Source organism: Stenotrophomonas sp. SKA14, assembly GCF_000158575.1.
In the GTDB taxonomy this organism is placed as follows: Bacteria; Pseudomonadota; Gammaproteobacteria; order Xanthomonadales; family Xanthomonadaceae; genus Stenotrophomonas; species Stenotrophomonas forensis.
In genome coordinates, this window is sequence record NZ_DS999412.1 from 3796001 (window position 1) to 3808515 (window position 12515).

Below are 12515 nucleotides of genomic sequence, written 5' to 3' on the forward strand. Positions count from 1 at the left end.
AAGGTTGGCGACTACCCGGTGGGTGTCGACCTTGGTCGACACGGCCCCTGCTGCCGATCAACCGCGCTGGCGCACGGCCTCGAACAGGCTGACGCCAGCAGCAACGGAGACGTTCAGGCTTTCGATCTCGCCCGGCATCGGGATCTTGACCAGGCCATCGCAGTTCTCGCGGGTCAGGCGGCGCAGGCCATCGGCTTCGCCGCCCAGCACCAGCGCGATGTTGCCCTTCAGGTCCAGCTGGTACAGCGAGGCGGTTGCTTCACCGGCCAGGCCGTAGATCCACACGCCCTGCTTCTGCAGGTCCTTCAGGCAGCGTGACAGGTTGGTCACCGCCACCACCGGGATGCGATCGGCGGCACCGGCCGAGGTCTTGCGCACGGTGGCATTGACCGTGGCCGACTTGTCCTTGGGAATGATCACCGCAGTGGCACCGGCAGCGGCCGCCGAGCGCAGGCAGGCGCCGAGGTTGTGCGGGTCCTGCACCTCGTCCAGCACCAGCAGCAGGGCCTTGCCCTCGGCCGCGGTGACCAGGCCTTCCAGCTCGTTCTCGCTGTAGGTACGGGCGGCGGCATAACGCGCGGCCACACCCTGGTGGCGAACCGAACCGCCCACACCATCCAGCGCCTGGGCGTTCACCTTGCGCACGTCGATGCCCTTGCGGCGGGCATTTTCCTCGATTTCGGTCAGGCGCGGATTCTTCGCACCGGCCTCGACCAGCACTTCGCGGACGTTCTCGGCGTCGTTCTCGATGGAGGAGGCGACGGCGTTTACGCCGACAATCCACTGGCTGTTCTTGCTCATGCGGGCGGGGACCGGAAAGGGGGTGGCTATGGTAGAGCATCGGCGGGCCGGGCGCTGCGGCGGCGGCCACCCGACAGCCGAGCGTGGGCCCGGCTCTACAGGTGGGTCATCGACTGCGCGGCGGCCAGTGCGGGGTGTCGTGGTCGGGGTGCTGGTGGGACACGATCGTGGCCAGGAACCCCAGTGCCGCGACGTCGTCCTCGGTGCGCCGCGCCGGCAGGCCGCCCAGCGCATCAACGAACGGCAGCTTGCGCTCCACGCCGTACTGGATCGTCGGCGGCAGGCGCTCGGGCTCGTCGAAGGCGCCGGCAGCGATTGCCACGCCGTCGGGCGCCTCGTAGGTCAACGGGGTGCCACAGTCGGCGCAGAACCCCCGCCGGACCACGTTGGACGACTGGAAGTAACGCGGCTGGCCGCGGGTCCAGCTGAACTGAACGCCGCGCACCGACACCAGCGGCGCGTAGTAGGCACCGAAGGCCTTCTGGCACATCCGGCAATGGCAGATCGAGCTGTCGGTCAGCGCGCCGCGCGCCTGGAAGCGGACCGCGCCGCACTGGCAGCCGCCGCTGTACTCGGGTTGACCCTGCATGCGATGTCTCCTGGTAGTGCCGGCCGCTGGCCGGCAACCCGTCGGTGCCGAGGGTGCCATGGATGCCGGCCAGCGGCCGGCACTACCACGGCCATCAATATTTCTCTTTCTTCCGTTTGGCCGGCTTGCCACGCTCAGGCAGCGGCGGCAGCCCGTCGCCCTCGTCTTCGCCCTTGTGCTCGACCAGGCGGAAGTCGATCTTGCGTTCTTCCATGCTGGCCTTCAGCACCAGGATGCGCACGCGGTCGCCCAGCCGGTAACTGCTGCCACGGCGCTCGCCGGTCAGCGTCTTGCGGGTGGCGTCGAACTTGTAATAGTCCTGCGGCAGCTGGGTGACATGCACCAGGCCCTGCACCTTCGACTCGTCCAGTTCCACGAACAGGCCGAAGCTGGTCACGCCGCTGATCACGCCGTCGAACTGCCCGCCGACGTGCTTTTCCATCCACGCCGCGCGGTAACGCTCGTCGACTTCGCGTTCGGCCTCATCAGCGCGACGCTCACGCTCGGAACACTGCAGCGCCAACGCCGCCATTTCGCGCGCGTTGTAGGTGAACTTGTCCAGCGGCTTGCCGGACAGCGCGTGCTTGATCGCGCGATGCACCAGCAGATCGGGGTAGCGGCGGATCGGCGAAGTGAAGTGCGCGTACGCCTCCAGCGCCAGACCGAAGTGGCCGTGGTTGTCCGGGCTGTAGATCGCCAGGCTCTGGCTGCGCAGCAGCACCGATTCCAGCAGCGTGGCATCGGGCCGGTCGCGGATCTTCTTCAGCAGCTTGGTGTAGTCGCCCGGGCGCACCTTCGACCACGGCGGCAGGCTCAGCTTGAACTCCTTGAGGAATTCCAGCAGGTCGGCGTACTTGGTTTCCGGTGGCTTTTCGTGGATGCGGTACGGGGCCGGCACGTGGCGCGACAGCAGGTACTTGGCCGCCTCGACGTTGGCCGCGATCATGCATTCCTCGATCAGCTTGTGCGCGTCGTTGCGCACCAGCATGCCGGCCTGGGTCACTTCGCCGCGGTTGTCCAGCACGAAACGCACTTCGCTGCTTTCGAACTCGATGGCACCGCGCTTGGCGCGCGCCTTCGACAGCACCTTGTACAGCTGGTGCAGGCGCTGCACCTGCGGCAGCAGATCGCCCATCCAGGCCTTGGTATCGGCATCATCCTCGCCCACCGCCTTCCACACCTGGGTGTAGGTCAGGCGCGCGTGCGAGTTCATCACCGCTTCGTAGAAGCGCGAATGAGTGACCAGGCCGTCGCGGTCGATCTGCATGTCGCAGACGAAGCACATGCGGTCGACCTTGGGCATCAGCGAGCAGATGCCGTTGGAGAGGGTCTCCGGCAGCATCGGCACCACGAAGCCCGGGAAGTACACCGAGGTCGCGCGCTTCTGCGCCTCTTCATCCAGCGGCGTGCCGGGGCGCACGTAGTTGGAGACATCGGCGATCGCCACCACCAGGCGGAAACCATCGGCATTCGGCTCGCAGTACACCGCGTCGTCGAAGTCCTTGGCATCCTCGCCGTCGATGGTGACCAGCGGCGTGCTGCGCAGATCGACACGGTCGCCGATCATCGACGGCTCGACCACCAGCGGTACCGACGCGGCTTCGTCCAATACTTCCTGCGGGAACTCGAACGGCAGTTCGTGGCCGTGGATGGCGGTCTCCACCACCAGCGAGGCGGTCAGCTTGTCACCGAGCACGGCGATGATGCGGCCGATCGGCGGACGGCGGCTGTCAGGTGCCTGGGTCAGTTCGCAGACCACCAGCTGGCCGTCGCGCGCGCCACCGGTCTGGTCCGGCGGCACCTGCACGTTGCGCTGCACGCGCTTGTCGTCGGGCACCACGTAATTGATGCCCATCTCGACGCTGAAGCGGCCAATCAGGCGGGTCATGCCACGTTCCAGCACGCGGGCGATGCTGCCCTCGCGGCGGCCGCGGTGGTCGATGCCGGTCACGCGCGCCAGCACCTTGTCGCCGTGCATCACCTTGCGCATTTCATACGGCGGCAGGAACAGGTCGTCGCCGCCTTCGACCGGGCGCAGGAAGCCGAACCCTTCCGGGTTGGCGATCACCACGCCGGTGACCAGGTTCAGGGTCTGGATCGGAGCGAAGCCACCGCGCCGGTTCTGTACCAGCTGGCCGTCGCGGACCATGGCGCCGAGCCGGCGCGACAGCGCTTCTGCCCGGTCCGGTGCGCCCAGGCCCAGGCGTGCGCCCAGTTCTTCGGCGGTCTGCGGCCCTTCGCAACGCTCCAGCAGGGCCAGGATGGCCTCGCGGCTGGCGATGGGTTGTTCGTACTTTTCTGCCTCGCGGGCGGCATAGGGATCGTCGATCACCTTGCCGGTCGGTGGCAACTTGCGGCCCGTAGCCGGGCCCGGTGCATCATCACCGTGGCGCTTGCGGCCACGCGGCGGCGCGCCGCCGTCATTCAATTCGGGGAACCAGCCCGGCAGCGGCTTGCCCGGCTTGGTGGTGCGGGCCGCGCCCGCGTTGGCGCCCTTCTTCGGGGCCTGGCTGCGGGACTTGCTCCCGCCCTTGCTTGGTTTTTTGGTAGTCATCGCCCTACATGGTAGCCGGTGACGGCGTGCAGAACGGGTCAGTGGCCGCCTTGAAGGCATTGCGTGAAAAAATTGCAGGAAGTCGTTGACAGCCTGCGGATTCATCTTCACAATTGCGCCTCTGGAACGCCCAGGTGGCGGAATTGGTAGACGCACTAGTTTCAGGTACTAGCGGGTAAAACCGTGGAGGTTCGAGTCCTCTCCTGGGCACCAACGAAAAAACTCCTCGCTCCGGCGGGGATTTTTTTTGCCTGCTGCATGGCGATGGATCCTGATCCCTGATCGACAGGCGTGGTCGGGAATCCAGAATGGCTTCACCAGGGTGTTGACACCCCCGTAACAACACCCCATAATCTCGCTCCTCGACGCCCAGGTGGCGGAATTGGTAGACGCACTAGTTTCAGGTACTAGCGGGTAAAACCGTGGAGGTTCGAGTCCTCTCCTGGGCACCATGTCGAGAATGAAAAAAACCCGCGAGAGCGGGTTTTTTCATGTCCGGAATCCGGGCCTTCGTAGCGTCGAGCCATGCTCGACTGCACCGGTCCGTAGAGTCGAGCTTGCTCGACTGATGCCATGCAGGACGAAGTGCAAAGCCGTCGAGCAGGCTCGGCTCTACGTACACGGGCGGCAACGCGCTTCAGAACAACGGCCGCAGCACCAGCTCCAGCCCGAGCAGCAGCAGGAACCCAAGGAAGCAGGCGCGGAACACCCGCGCACTGATCCGCTGCCGGATCAGCTGCCCCAGCCACATTCCCAGCAGCGCGGGTATTACCGCCAGCGCGCTCAGGCCCAGTTGCTGGATACCGAACGCGCCGTGCAGCACCAGGCCGGTGGTCAGCGAAATCGTCGACACGGTAAACGCCAGCCCCAGCGCCTGCACCAGCTCCTCGCGCTGCAACCCCAGCGACTGCAGGTACGGCACCGCCGGCATCACGAATACACCGGTCGCGCCGGTCACCACGCCCGAAAGCGCCCCGACCAATGGCCCCAGCCAGCGCTCGCGTCGCTGCGGCACCCGGAACACCGGCGCGAACAGCGCATAGGCCGCATAGACCACCAGGGCCACGCCGAGTGCTGCGCGCGACCAGGTGCGATCGACCCTCACCAACAGCGCGGCCGAGCCCAGCGTCACCACCACCACCGCCAGCATCATCGGCCACAGCCGCCGCACGATGTGGCCCAGTGACGGCCCGGACACCAGCTGCCATGCATTGGTGACGAAGGTCGGAATGAACAGCATCGACGCCGCCGCCACTGGGGACAGCGCGCCACCCAGCAGGCCCATGGCCACCGTCGGCAGGCCCATCCCGGTCACGCCCTTGACCACGCCGGCCAGCACGAACACCACCACCAGCAACACGTAGAAGTACATCGATTCATTCATGCCTTCATTGGATAGCGCGGGCCAGCGGCGCACAATGCGGTCTTCCCGCCCCATCCTTCGGCTGACCCGAAGGCTTGGGCGTTGCAATGAGGGCACCCCATGCGGATGGATATCGCCGACCTGCGCCTGTTCCTGGCGATCGCCGAAGCCGGCAGCATCACCGCCGGCGCCGCGCTGGCCAACCTGGCGCTGGCTTCGGCCAGTGAACGCCTGCGCACGATCGAAGCCGATGCCGGTACGGCATTGTTGAACCGGCACCCGCGCGGAGTCAGCCTGACCGAGGCCGGCGCCGCCCTCGCCCACCATGCCCGCCTGATCCTGCAGCAGCAGGCGCAGCTGCGCGGCGAGCTGCAGGCGTTCGCGCATGGCGCGCGCGGCACCCTGCACCTGTATGCCAACACTGCGGCACTGACCAACTTCCTCCCACCACGGCTCGCACCGTGGCTGGCCGAGCGGCCACGCCTGCATGTCGAACTGCTGGAACGCACCAGCCCGGAAGTCGTGCGTGCGATCAGTACCGGCCAGGCCGAGGCCGGCATCATCAGCGACGCCGTCGATGCCGCCGGTCTACAGCAGCACGTGGTCGCCGAAGATCCGCTGGTGATGCTGCTGCCCGCCGAACACCGTTTCGCATCGCGACGCAGCGTGGCCTTCGCCGAGGTTGCCGGCGAGACCTTTGTCGCCCTGGCCGACGGCAACGCCCTGCAGACCTACATTGAAGACCAGGCGCGCGACATCGGGCGCCGCCTGGATGTGCGCATCCGCATGAAAACCTTCGAAGGCGTGTGCATCATGGTCGGCCACGGCATCGGCGTCGGCATCGTGCCGCGGACCATTGCGCGCCAGCATCGGCGCAGCACGCACACCGTCGCCGTACCGCTCGCCGATGCGTGGGCGCAACGACGCCTGTGCGCCTGCTTTGCCGAGTGGACGCAGCTGTCGCCGGCGATGCGCAGCCTGCTGCATCACCTGGGCGTACCGCCGCAGAAAAAAGCGTGAAATCTTGTTGACACATCCTCTGCCGTTCCCCATAATTCGTCTCCTGAGTCGCCCAGGTGGCGGAATTGGTAGACGCACTAGCTTCAGGTGCTAGCGGGGGCAACTTCGTGGAGGTTCGAGTCCTCTCCTGGGCACCATGACTCAGCAAATGATCAAACCCGCGCAAGCGGGTTTTTTCATGCCTGGCGTTCGGGAATTGCGCGATTGCATGAGCCATCCACGCATGGCGTGGATCTACCGGATGAAGAGCCCGCGCGAACGGGTTTTTTCATGCCCGTCATCCGGGCATATCCACGCGGCGCGCGCATGCATCGCGATGAGGCCGCAAACAAAAAAACCCCGCCTTGCGGCGGGGTTTTGTTATTCATCAACACCGGTCGGTCAATGCCCGCCACCAGCCGAGGCGGCACCCGCACCAGCCCCGAACGGCGGCTTGGCCAGCCACAGGAACGCGATGATCGCCAGGAAGATCCAGCCCAGCAGGAAGAAGATGTCGTTGAAGCCCATCTGCGATGCCTGGTGGTTGATCATGTTGTTCAGTACCGCCGCGCCATGTTGCAGGTCACCCTGCCCCATTGCCGCCACCTGGTCCTGCATGCCCGGCTGATAGGCCGAGATGTGCTCGGTCAGGTCGGCATGGTGCACCTGGGTGCGCCGCGCCCACAGCCACGTCGTCAGCGACGCCGCGAAGCTGCCGCCCAACGTACGCAGGAACGTCGCCAGGCCCGAGCCTGCCGCGATCTCGCGACCATCCAGGTCCGACAGCAGGATCTGCAGCACCGGCATGAAGAACAGCGCGACGCCAATACCCATGATCAGCTGCACGCCAGCCACGTGCATGTAGTCCACCTGCAGGTTGAAGTTCGAGCGCAGGAAGCTGGTCATCGACAGCACGATGAAGGCCACCGTGGCCAGCATGCGCATGTCGAAGCGCGATGCGTACTTGCCCACGAACGGGGTCATGATCACCGGCAGGATGCCGATCGGCGCGGTCGCCAGGCCCGCCCAGATCGCGGTGTAGCCCATGTCACGCTGCAGCCACTGCGGGATCAGCAACGCCACGCTGAAGAACGCCGCATAGGCCACCACCATCGCCAGCGTGCCGGCGCGGAAGTTGCGATGGCGGAACAGCTTCAGGTCGACGATCGGATCCTTGTCGGTCAGTTCCCAGATCAGGAACACCGTCAGCGCCACCACGGCCACGCAGGCCAGCACCACGATCTTCATCGACGAGAACCAGTCCTCGTCGTTACCCAGGTCAAGCACCAGCTGCAGGGCGCCAACACCGATCACCAGGGTGATCAGGCCGACGTAGTCCATCTTCGGCTTCTCGATCTGCTCCGGGCGCCCCTTCAGCTGGTTGCCCACCACCAGCGCGGCGAAGATGCCCAGCGGCACGTTGATCAGGAAGATCCATTCCCAGCTGTAGTTGTCGGTGATCCAGCCACCGAGGATGGGGCCGCAGATCGGCGCCACCACGGTGATCATGGCCAGCAGGGCCAGCGCCTGTCCGCGTTTTTCGCGCGGATAGATCGAGACCAGCAGCGACTGCGTGATCGGGTACATCGGGCCGGCCACGAAGCCCTGCAGCGCGCGCGATACCACCAGCATGCCCATGCTCTGCGCCAGGCCGCACAGCAGCGAGGTGATGACGAAGGCCAGCGTGGCCCAGACGAACAGCTTGCGCTCTCCGAAACGGCGGCTGAGCCAGCCGGTCAGCGGCAGCGCGATGGCCGTGCTGACCGCGAACGAGGTGATGACCCAGGTCGCCTGCTGCGAACTGGCACCGAGATTGCCGGCGATGGTCGGCAGCGAGACGTTGGCGATGGTGGTGTCGAGCACCTGCATGAACGACGCCATTGCCAGGCCCACGGTGCACAGGGCGACGCTGGGTGGCAGGAACCCGGAGGCCGCACCTGGCGCCGCCGGTGCGCCCGGAGCGCCGGGCGCGGCTGGAGCTTGTGCGGACATGGCGACCTCAGCCCGCCTTCGCCTGCTGCTGCGGCAGGTTGCCCTGGATGATCGTGTGGATCACCTCATCGGCATCATGCAGCTGCTTGGCATACACGTCGGTGTCGAACACCGTGCCCTTGGCCGCCGCGCTCGGCAGCACTTCGCCCTTCTGGTCGCGCAGGCTCACTTCGGCCTTCATCGACAGGCCGATGCGCAGCGGGTGCTCGGCCAGCTGCTTGGCATCGATGGCGATGCGCACCGGCACGCGCTGCACGATCTTGATCCAGTTGCCGCTGGCGTTCTGCGCCGGCAGCAGCGAGAACGCCGAACCGGTGCCCAGGCCCAGGCTCTGGATGCGGCCCTTGTACTTCACGTCACCGGCGTACAGGTCGGACTTCAACTCCACTTCCTGGCCGAGGCGCATGTGGCGCAGCTGGGTTTCCTTGAAGTTGGCCTCGACCCACATCTGCTCGGTCGGCACCACGGCCATCAGGGCATTGCCCGGCTGCACGCGCTGGCCGACCTGCACCGAACGACGGGCAACGTAGCCGGTGACCGGCGCGACGATGCCGGCGCGGGCGTTGTTGAGGAAGGCCTGGCGCAGCTGCGCGGCCGCTGCCTGCACGTCCGGCTGGGTGGCGATCACGGTGTCGTCGACCAGCGCGCGGTTGCGCTCGACGGTCTCACGCGAACCGGCCACGGCTGCTTCGGCGGCCGCCAGCTCATCGCGGGCATGGGCCAGTTCTTCGTTGGAGATGGCGCCGGTGGCGGCCAGGTCCTTGCGGCGGGCGAAGTCGTCGCGCACGCGCTTCAGGGTCACCTGGCGGGCATTCAAGTCTGCCTGCGCGCCTTCCACGCTGCGGTACAGGCCGCGGGTCTGGCGCACGGTCTTGGCCAGGTTGGCTTCGGCCTGCTGCAGCGCCACCGAGGTGTCGGACGGGTCCAGCTGCACCAGCAGCTGGCCGCGCTCGACGCGCATGCCGTCATCGGCGTTGATGGCGACCACGGTACCGGCCACCAGCGGCGTGATCTGCACCTGGTTGCCCTGCACGTAGGCATCGTCGGTCTCTTCGAACCAACGGCCGAACATGAAGTACCACAGCGCCAGTGCGGCAAGCAGCAGCACGACGATCACGAACAGGCCGCGCAGCAGGTTGCCGCGGCGGTTGGAGGCGGCCGGGGCCGCGGTGTCTTGGGTCTGGCTCATGGCGGAGGTCTTCAGGAATGCGAGGAATCGGAATGGGAGGCAATCGGGGCGCGGTCGGCGTCAGCGGGCTGGAAACCACCGCCCAAGGCCTTGCTCAGGCGCACCGAGGTCTGCACCTGCTGCGACTGCAGGCCGGCCAGCTGCTGCTGCGATTGCAGCAGGGTGGACTGCGCGGTCAGCACGTCCAGGTAGCTGCCGATGCCAGCGCGGTAGCGCTGCTGGGCCAGGTCGAAGGCCGAACGTGCGGTGTCCACGGCCTGCTGCTGCGCGTGCGCCTGCTGTGCCAGCGAACGCACCGCATTGACCTGGTCGGCGACGTCGCGCAGCGCGTCGAGCACGGCCTGGTTGTAGTTGGCCACCGCCAGGTCGTACTGCGCGTCGGTGTTGGCCAGGTTGGCGCGCAGCTTGCCGCCTTCGAAGATCGGCAGGCTCAGCGCCGGGCCGATGTAGGCGAAGGTGGAACTGCTCTTCAGCAGGTCGCCCACGTTCGGGGCGACCACGCCGGCCAGCGCGGTCAGGTTGAAGCTTGGGTAGAACTTGGTCCTGGCGACCTTGATCTGCTTGTCGGCCGCTTCCACGCGCCAGCGCGCAGCCACGATATCCGGGCGACGGCCAAGCAGTTCGCTCGGCAGCACGCCCGGCAGCTGCAGTGCCATCGGGTTCAACGGCTGCGGGCGCTGGATCGACAGGCCCCGGTCCGGCCCCTTGCCGACCAGCGCAGCCAGGGCGGTGCGGGCAGCGTCGATGCGCTGCTGCGCGGCCAGCACCTGCTGCTGCGCGGCCGGCACGCGGGCCTCGGCCTGGCGCACCTGCAGGTCACTGTCGATGCCGGCGCTGCGGCGCTGGCGGGTCAGCTGCAGCGACTTCTGCGAGCGGGTCAGTTCTTCCTCGGCCACGTCATTGAGCTGCCACGCATACGCCAGATCGGCGTAAGCCTGGGCGATGCCGGTGGACAGGTTCAGGCGTGCCGCCTGGGCTTCGACCGTGGCGGCATGCGCGCCATCCACGGCCGCTTCCCAGGCCGCGCGCTTGCCGCCCCACAGATCCACGCCGTAGCTGAAGTCGAAGGCAACCTGGCTGCTGCCGCCGTAGCGGCCGCCCATCTCGCTGCCGACCATCGACTCGGGCAGGCGCAGGCCGGTGTAGCCACCGGAGACCGACAGGCTGGGCAGCTGATCGGCACGTGCGGTACCGACCTGGGCCTGGGCCTGGCGCAGGCGTGCATCGGCGGCATCGAGGCTCGGGTGGCCGGCGAGGCCTTCAGCGACCAGCGCGTCCAGCTGCGCGTCGCCCAGTGCTTTCCACCAGTCCTGCGCCGGGAAACCGGTGGCGCTCAGGTCGGTGTCGGCCAGGGTGCGTTCGCTGTGCAGGCTGTCCACCTCAAGCACGTGGCCCTGCGGGGTGAGGCCGCGGCTGCTGGCGCAGGCGGCCAGGGCCAGGGCCAGCGCTGACACCAGCAGCGCGCGCCCGGACCGGCGGAGAGTGGGATGCGGGATCGGGTTCATGGGGTCGTCAGTGAATCGCGGATTCGGGTAAGGAGGGACAGCAGCAGCGTGCGCTCATCGGCAGAAAGATCGCGTAGGGCGTAATCCATCACCGCATCGCCACGCAGCTTCAGCCGCGCCCACAACGCGCGGCCTTCGTCGGTCAGCACGATCTGAAGTGCACGCCGGTCCTGCGCATGCGGCTCGCGGCGGACGCAGCCCAGCGCTTCCAGCTTGTCCAGCAGGCGGGTCACCGCGCTGGGCACCTGGTCGATGGCCTGGGCCAGTTCGTTGGCGGTACAGGGGGCCATGTGCGAAAGCACCTTCAGCCCGATGTAGTGGGTGAAGCCGATGCCCAGATCTTCTTCAGCCATGGACGCGTCGAGTTGGCGGACCAGACCGTCGCGCACCTGGCGCAGCAGCAGGCCGAAGCTGGGGGGAGTGGTTGCAGGACAGATCATGGGGGAGCATTCTCTTCCAAAAAAAATATTTCTCAATGGAAATATTCGATCTGGCATCGAATGCTGTGTTGCAGCAGCGGGCTCGATCAGTGAAGGCGCCTACCTTAATGATCTGGTCAGGTGGCCCGGTAGTACAATCCAGCCAATGGATGACACATTTCAGCCAGCGGATATGATGAACAAGGCAGAAATCCCCCCTCCCAAGCGCCTGCTGCGTGACGACGCACTGGACTGGTTCGAGCGCAATGACGGCCCCCCGGTCGTCGCCTTCCGCTTCGACAGCCCGCAGGGCCTGGTCCGCGAAGTGGACTGGCACCACCACCAGCGCGCGCAGCTGATCTGCGTCGAGCGCGGCCTGCTGACCACCCGCACCTCGCACGGCACCTGGTCACTGGCGCCGGGTTCGGCCGGCTGGATGCCGCCGCTTGAGCCACATACGGTCACCCTCGACGGGCCGTTGCGCGGCTGGGGCATGGCCCTGGCGGCGCCCGCCTGCGCCACCCTGCCCTCCGATCCGTGCGTGCTGGGCCTGTCCAAGCTGGCCCAGGCGCTGGCCGACCGCATCTGCGAATGGCCGTTGGGCTATGCCACCACGCCCGAGCGCCAGCACATCATCGACGTGCTGCTGGACGAGATCCGCACCGCGCCACGCCAGCGCATGCACCTGCCGATGCCGCATGACCGGCGCCTGCTGAAGATCGCCTCGCAGCTGCTGGCCGACCCGTCCGACGAGCGCAGCCTGGCCGAATGGGCGCACTGGGCCGGGCTTTCCCCGCGCAGCCTGACCCGCCACTTCCGCGACGAGACCACCCTCAGCTTCGCCCAGTGGCGGCAGCAGGCCCGCCTGTCCGAAGCCCTGCGCCAGCTGACCGACGGCCGCAGCGTGGCCGATATCGCCCATGCGCTGGGCTTCAGCAGCGCCAGTGCCTTCGTCACCGTGTTCCGCCGCCACTTCGGGTTGCCGCCGGGGCGCTACCTGGCGCGCGCCGGGCATGGCCTGGAAACCGGGCTGGACCCTGCGCGCGGCTTGGCATCCCCCGCCGCATCCGGATAATCACAGGATTGCGAGCGGCGACCGCCGTC

10 protein-coding genes and 3 tRNA genes are annotated in these 12515 nt (G+C 67.2%); 5 read left to right on the top strand and 8 right to left on the bottom strand.

Annotated features, from left to right (window positions below; translation table 11 throughout):
- Positions 1–57: 57 nt before the first annotated feature.
- The 3 genes from rlmB to rnr form a co-directional block, all read right to left on the bottom strand.
- Complete coding sequence (gene rlmB / locus SSKA14_RS17175; RefSeq protein WP_008265272.1) at positions 58–801, bottom strand: 23S rRNA (guanosine(2251)-2'-O)-methyltransferase RlmB; 744 nt, start codon at positions 799–801, stop codon at positions 58–60.
- A 106-nt stretch (positions 802–907) separates the two neighbouring features.
- The gene (locus SSKA14_RS17180) at positions 908–1390 is read right to left on the bottom strand and encodes a GFA family protein (protein ID WP_008267520.1); all 483 of its coding nucleotides are present in this window, start codon (positions 1388–1390) and stop codon (positions 908–910) included.
- Positions 1391–1484: 94 nt separating this feature from the next.
- The gene (rnr, locus tag SSKA14_RS17185) at positions 1485–3944 is read right to left on the bottom strand and encodes a ribonuclease R (RefSeq protein WP_008268626.1); all 2460 of its coding nucleotides are present in this window, start codon (positions 3942–3944) and stop codon (positions 1485–1487) included.
- Positions 3945–4072: 128 nt separating this feature from the next.
- Here rnr and SSKA14_RS17190 point away from each other — a divergent pair.
- Positions 4073–4157: transfer RNA gene (locus tag SSKA14_RS17190), tRNA-Leu, on the top strand.
- A gap of 154 nt (positions 4158–4311) precedes the next feature.
- Positions 4312–4396 (top strand) — tRNA-Leu (locus SSKA14_RS17195).
- A gap of 185 nt (positions 4397–4581) precedes the next feature.
- On the opposite strand, the gene SSKA14_RS17200 is transcribed toward SSKA14_RS17195, so the two are convergent.
- Positions 4582–5328, bottom strand: a complete 747-nt coding sequence (locus SSKA14_RS17200) for a sulfite exporter TauE/SafE family protein (RefSeq protein ID WP_008266763.1) — start codon at positions 5326–5328, stop codon at positions 4582–4584.
- Positions 5329–5427: 99 nt separating this feature from the next.
- Between SSKA14_RS17200 and SSKA14_RS17205 the strand changes: the two genes are divergently transcribed.
- Positions 5428–6327, top strand: coding sequence for a LysR substrate-binding domain-containing protein (locus tag SSKA14_RS17205; RefSeq protein ID WP_040008273.1), 900 nt, complete (start codon positions 5428–5430; stop codon positions 6325–6327).
- Between the two features lie 50 nt (positions 6328–6377).
- A tRNA-Leu gene (locus SSKA14_RS17210) sits at positions 6378–6464 on the top strand.
- A gap of 244 nt (positions 6465–6708) precedes the next feature.
- On the opposite strand, the gene emrB is transcribed toward SSKA14_RS17210, so the two are convergent.
- From emrB to emrR, 4 genes are read right to left on the bottom strand one after another with little or no spacing between them, the layout of a single operon-like run.
- Positions 6709–8298, bottom strand: coding sequence for a multidrug efflux MFS transporter permease subunit EmrB (gene emrB, locus SSKA14_RS17215; protein WP_006427717.1), 1590 nt, complete (start codon positions 8296–8298; stop codon positions 6709–6711).
- 7 nt (positions 8299–8305) lie between these two features.
- Complete coding sequence (emrA, locus tag SSKA14_RS17220; RefSeq protein WP_006427716.1) at positions 8306–9487, bottom strand: multidrug efflux MFS transporter periplasmic adaptor subunit EmrA; 1182 nt, start codon at positions 9485–9487, stop codon at positions 8306–8308.
- A gap of 11 nt (positions 9488–9498) precedes the next feature.
- On the bottom strand, positions 9499–10992 hold the full coding sequence (emrC, locus tag SSKA14_RS17225) for a multidrug efflux transporter outer membrane subunit EmrC (RefSeq protein ID WP_008265781.1): 1494 nt from the start codon (positions 10990–10992) through the stop codon (positions 9499–9501).
- Positions 10989–11432, bottom strand: coding sequence for a multidrug efflux system transcriptional regulator EmrR (emrR, locus tag SSKA14_RS17230; protein WP_005408766.1), 444 nt, complete (start codon positions 11430–11432; stop codon positions 10989–10991). The genes emrC and emrR overlap by 4 nt, the downstream gene beginning before the upstream one ends.
- A gap of 172 nt (positions 11433–11604) precedes the next feature.
- Between emrR and SSKA14_RS17235 the strand changes: the two genes are divergently transcribed.
- Positions 11605–12486, top strand: coding sequence for a helix-turn-helix transcriptional regulator (locus SSKA14_RS17235; RefSeq protein ID WP_049456750.1), 882 nt, complete (start codon positions 11605–11607; stop codon positions 12484–12486).
- Positions 12487–12515: the final 29 nt, after the last annotated feature.

Excerpts from the sequence above, each read along its gene's own strand:
- rlmB (WP_008265272.1), bottom strand. The coding sequence starts at position 801 with ATGAGCAAGAACAGCCAGTGGATTGTCGGCGTAAACGCCGTCGCCTCC.
- SSKA14_RS17180 (WP_008267520.1), bottom strand. The coding sequence starts at position 1,390 with ATGCAGGGTCAACCCGAGTACAGCGGCGGCTGCCAGTGCGGCGCGGTC.
- rnr (WP_008268626.1), bottom strand. The coding sequence starts at position 3,944 with ATGACTACCAAAAAACCAAGCAAGGGCGGGAGCAAGTCCCGCAGCCAG.
- SSKA14_RS17200 (WP_008266763.1), bottom strand. The coding sequence starts at position 5,328 with ATGAATGAATCGATGTACTTCTACGTGTTGCTGGTGGTGGTGTTCGTG.
- SSKA14_RS17205 (WP_040008273.1), top strand. The coding sequence starts at position 5,428 with ATGCGGATGGATATCGCCGACCTGCGCCTGTTCCTGGCGATCGCCGAA.
- emrB (WP_006427717.1), bottom strand. The coding sequence starts at position 8,298 with ATGTCCGCACAAGCTCCAGCCGCGCCCGGCGCTCCGGGCGCACCGGCG.
- emrA (WP_006427716.1), bottom strand. The coding sequence starts at position 9,487 with ATGAGCCAGACCCAAGACACCGCGGCCCCGGCCGCCTCCAACCGCCGC.
- emrC (WP_008265781.1), bottom strand. The coding sequence starts at position 10,992 with ATGAACCCGATCCCGCATCCCACTCTCCGCCGGTCCGGGCGCGCGCTG.
- emrR (WP_005408766.1), bottom strand. The coding sequence starts at position 11,432 with ATGATCTGTCCTGCAACCACTCCCCCCAGCTTCGGCCTGCTGCTGCGC.
- SSKA14_RS17235 (WP_049456750.1), top strand. The coding sequence starts at position 11,605 with ATGATGAACAAGGCAGAAATCCCCCCTCCCAAGCGCCTGCTGCGTGAC.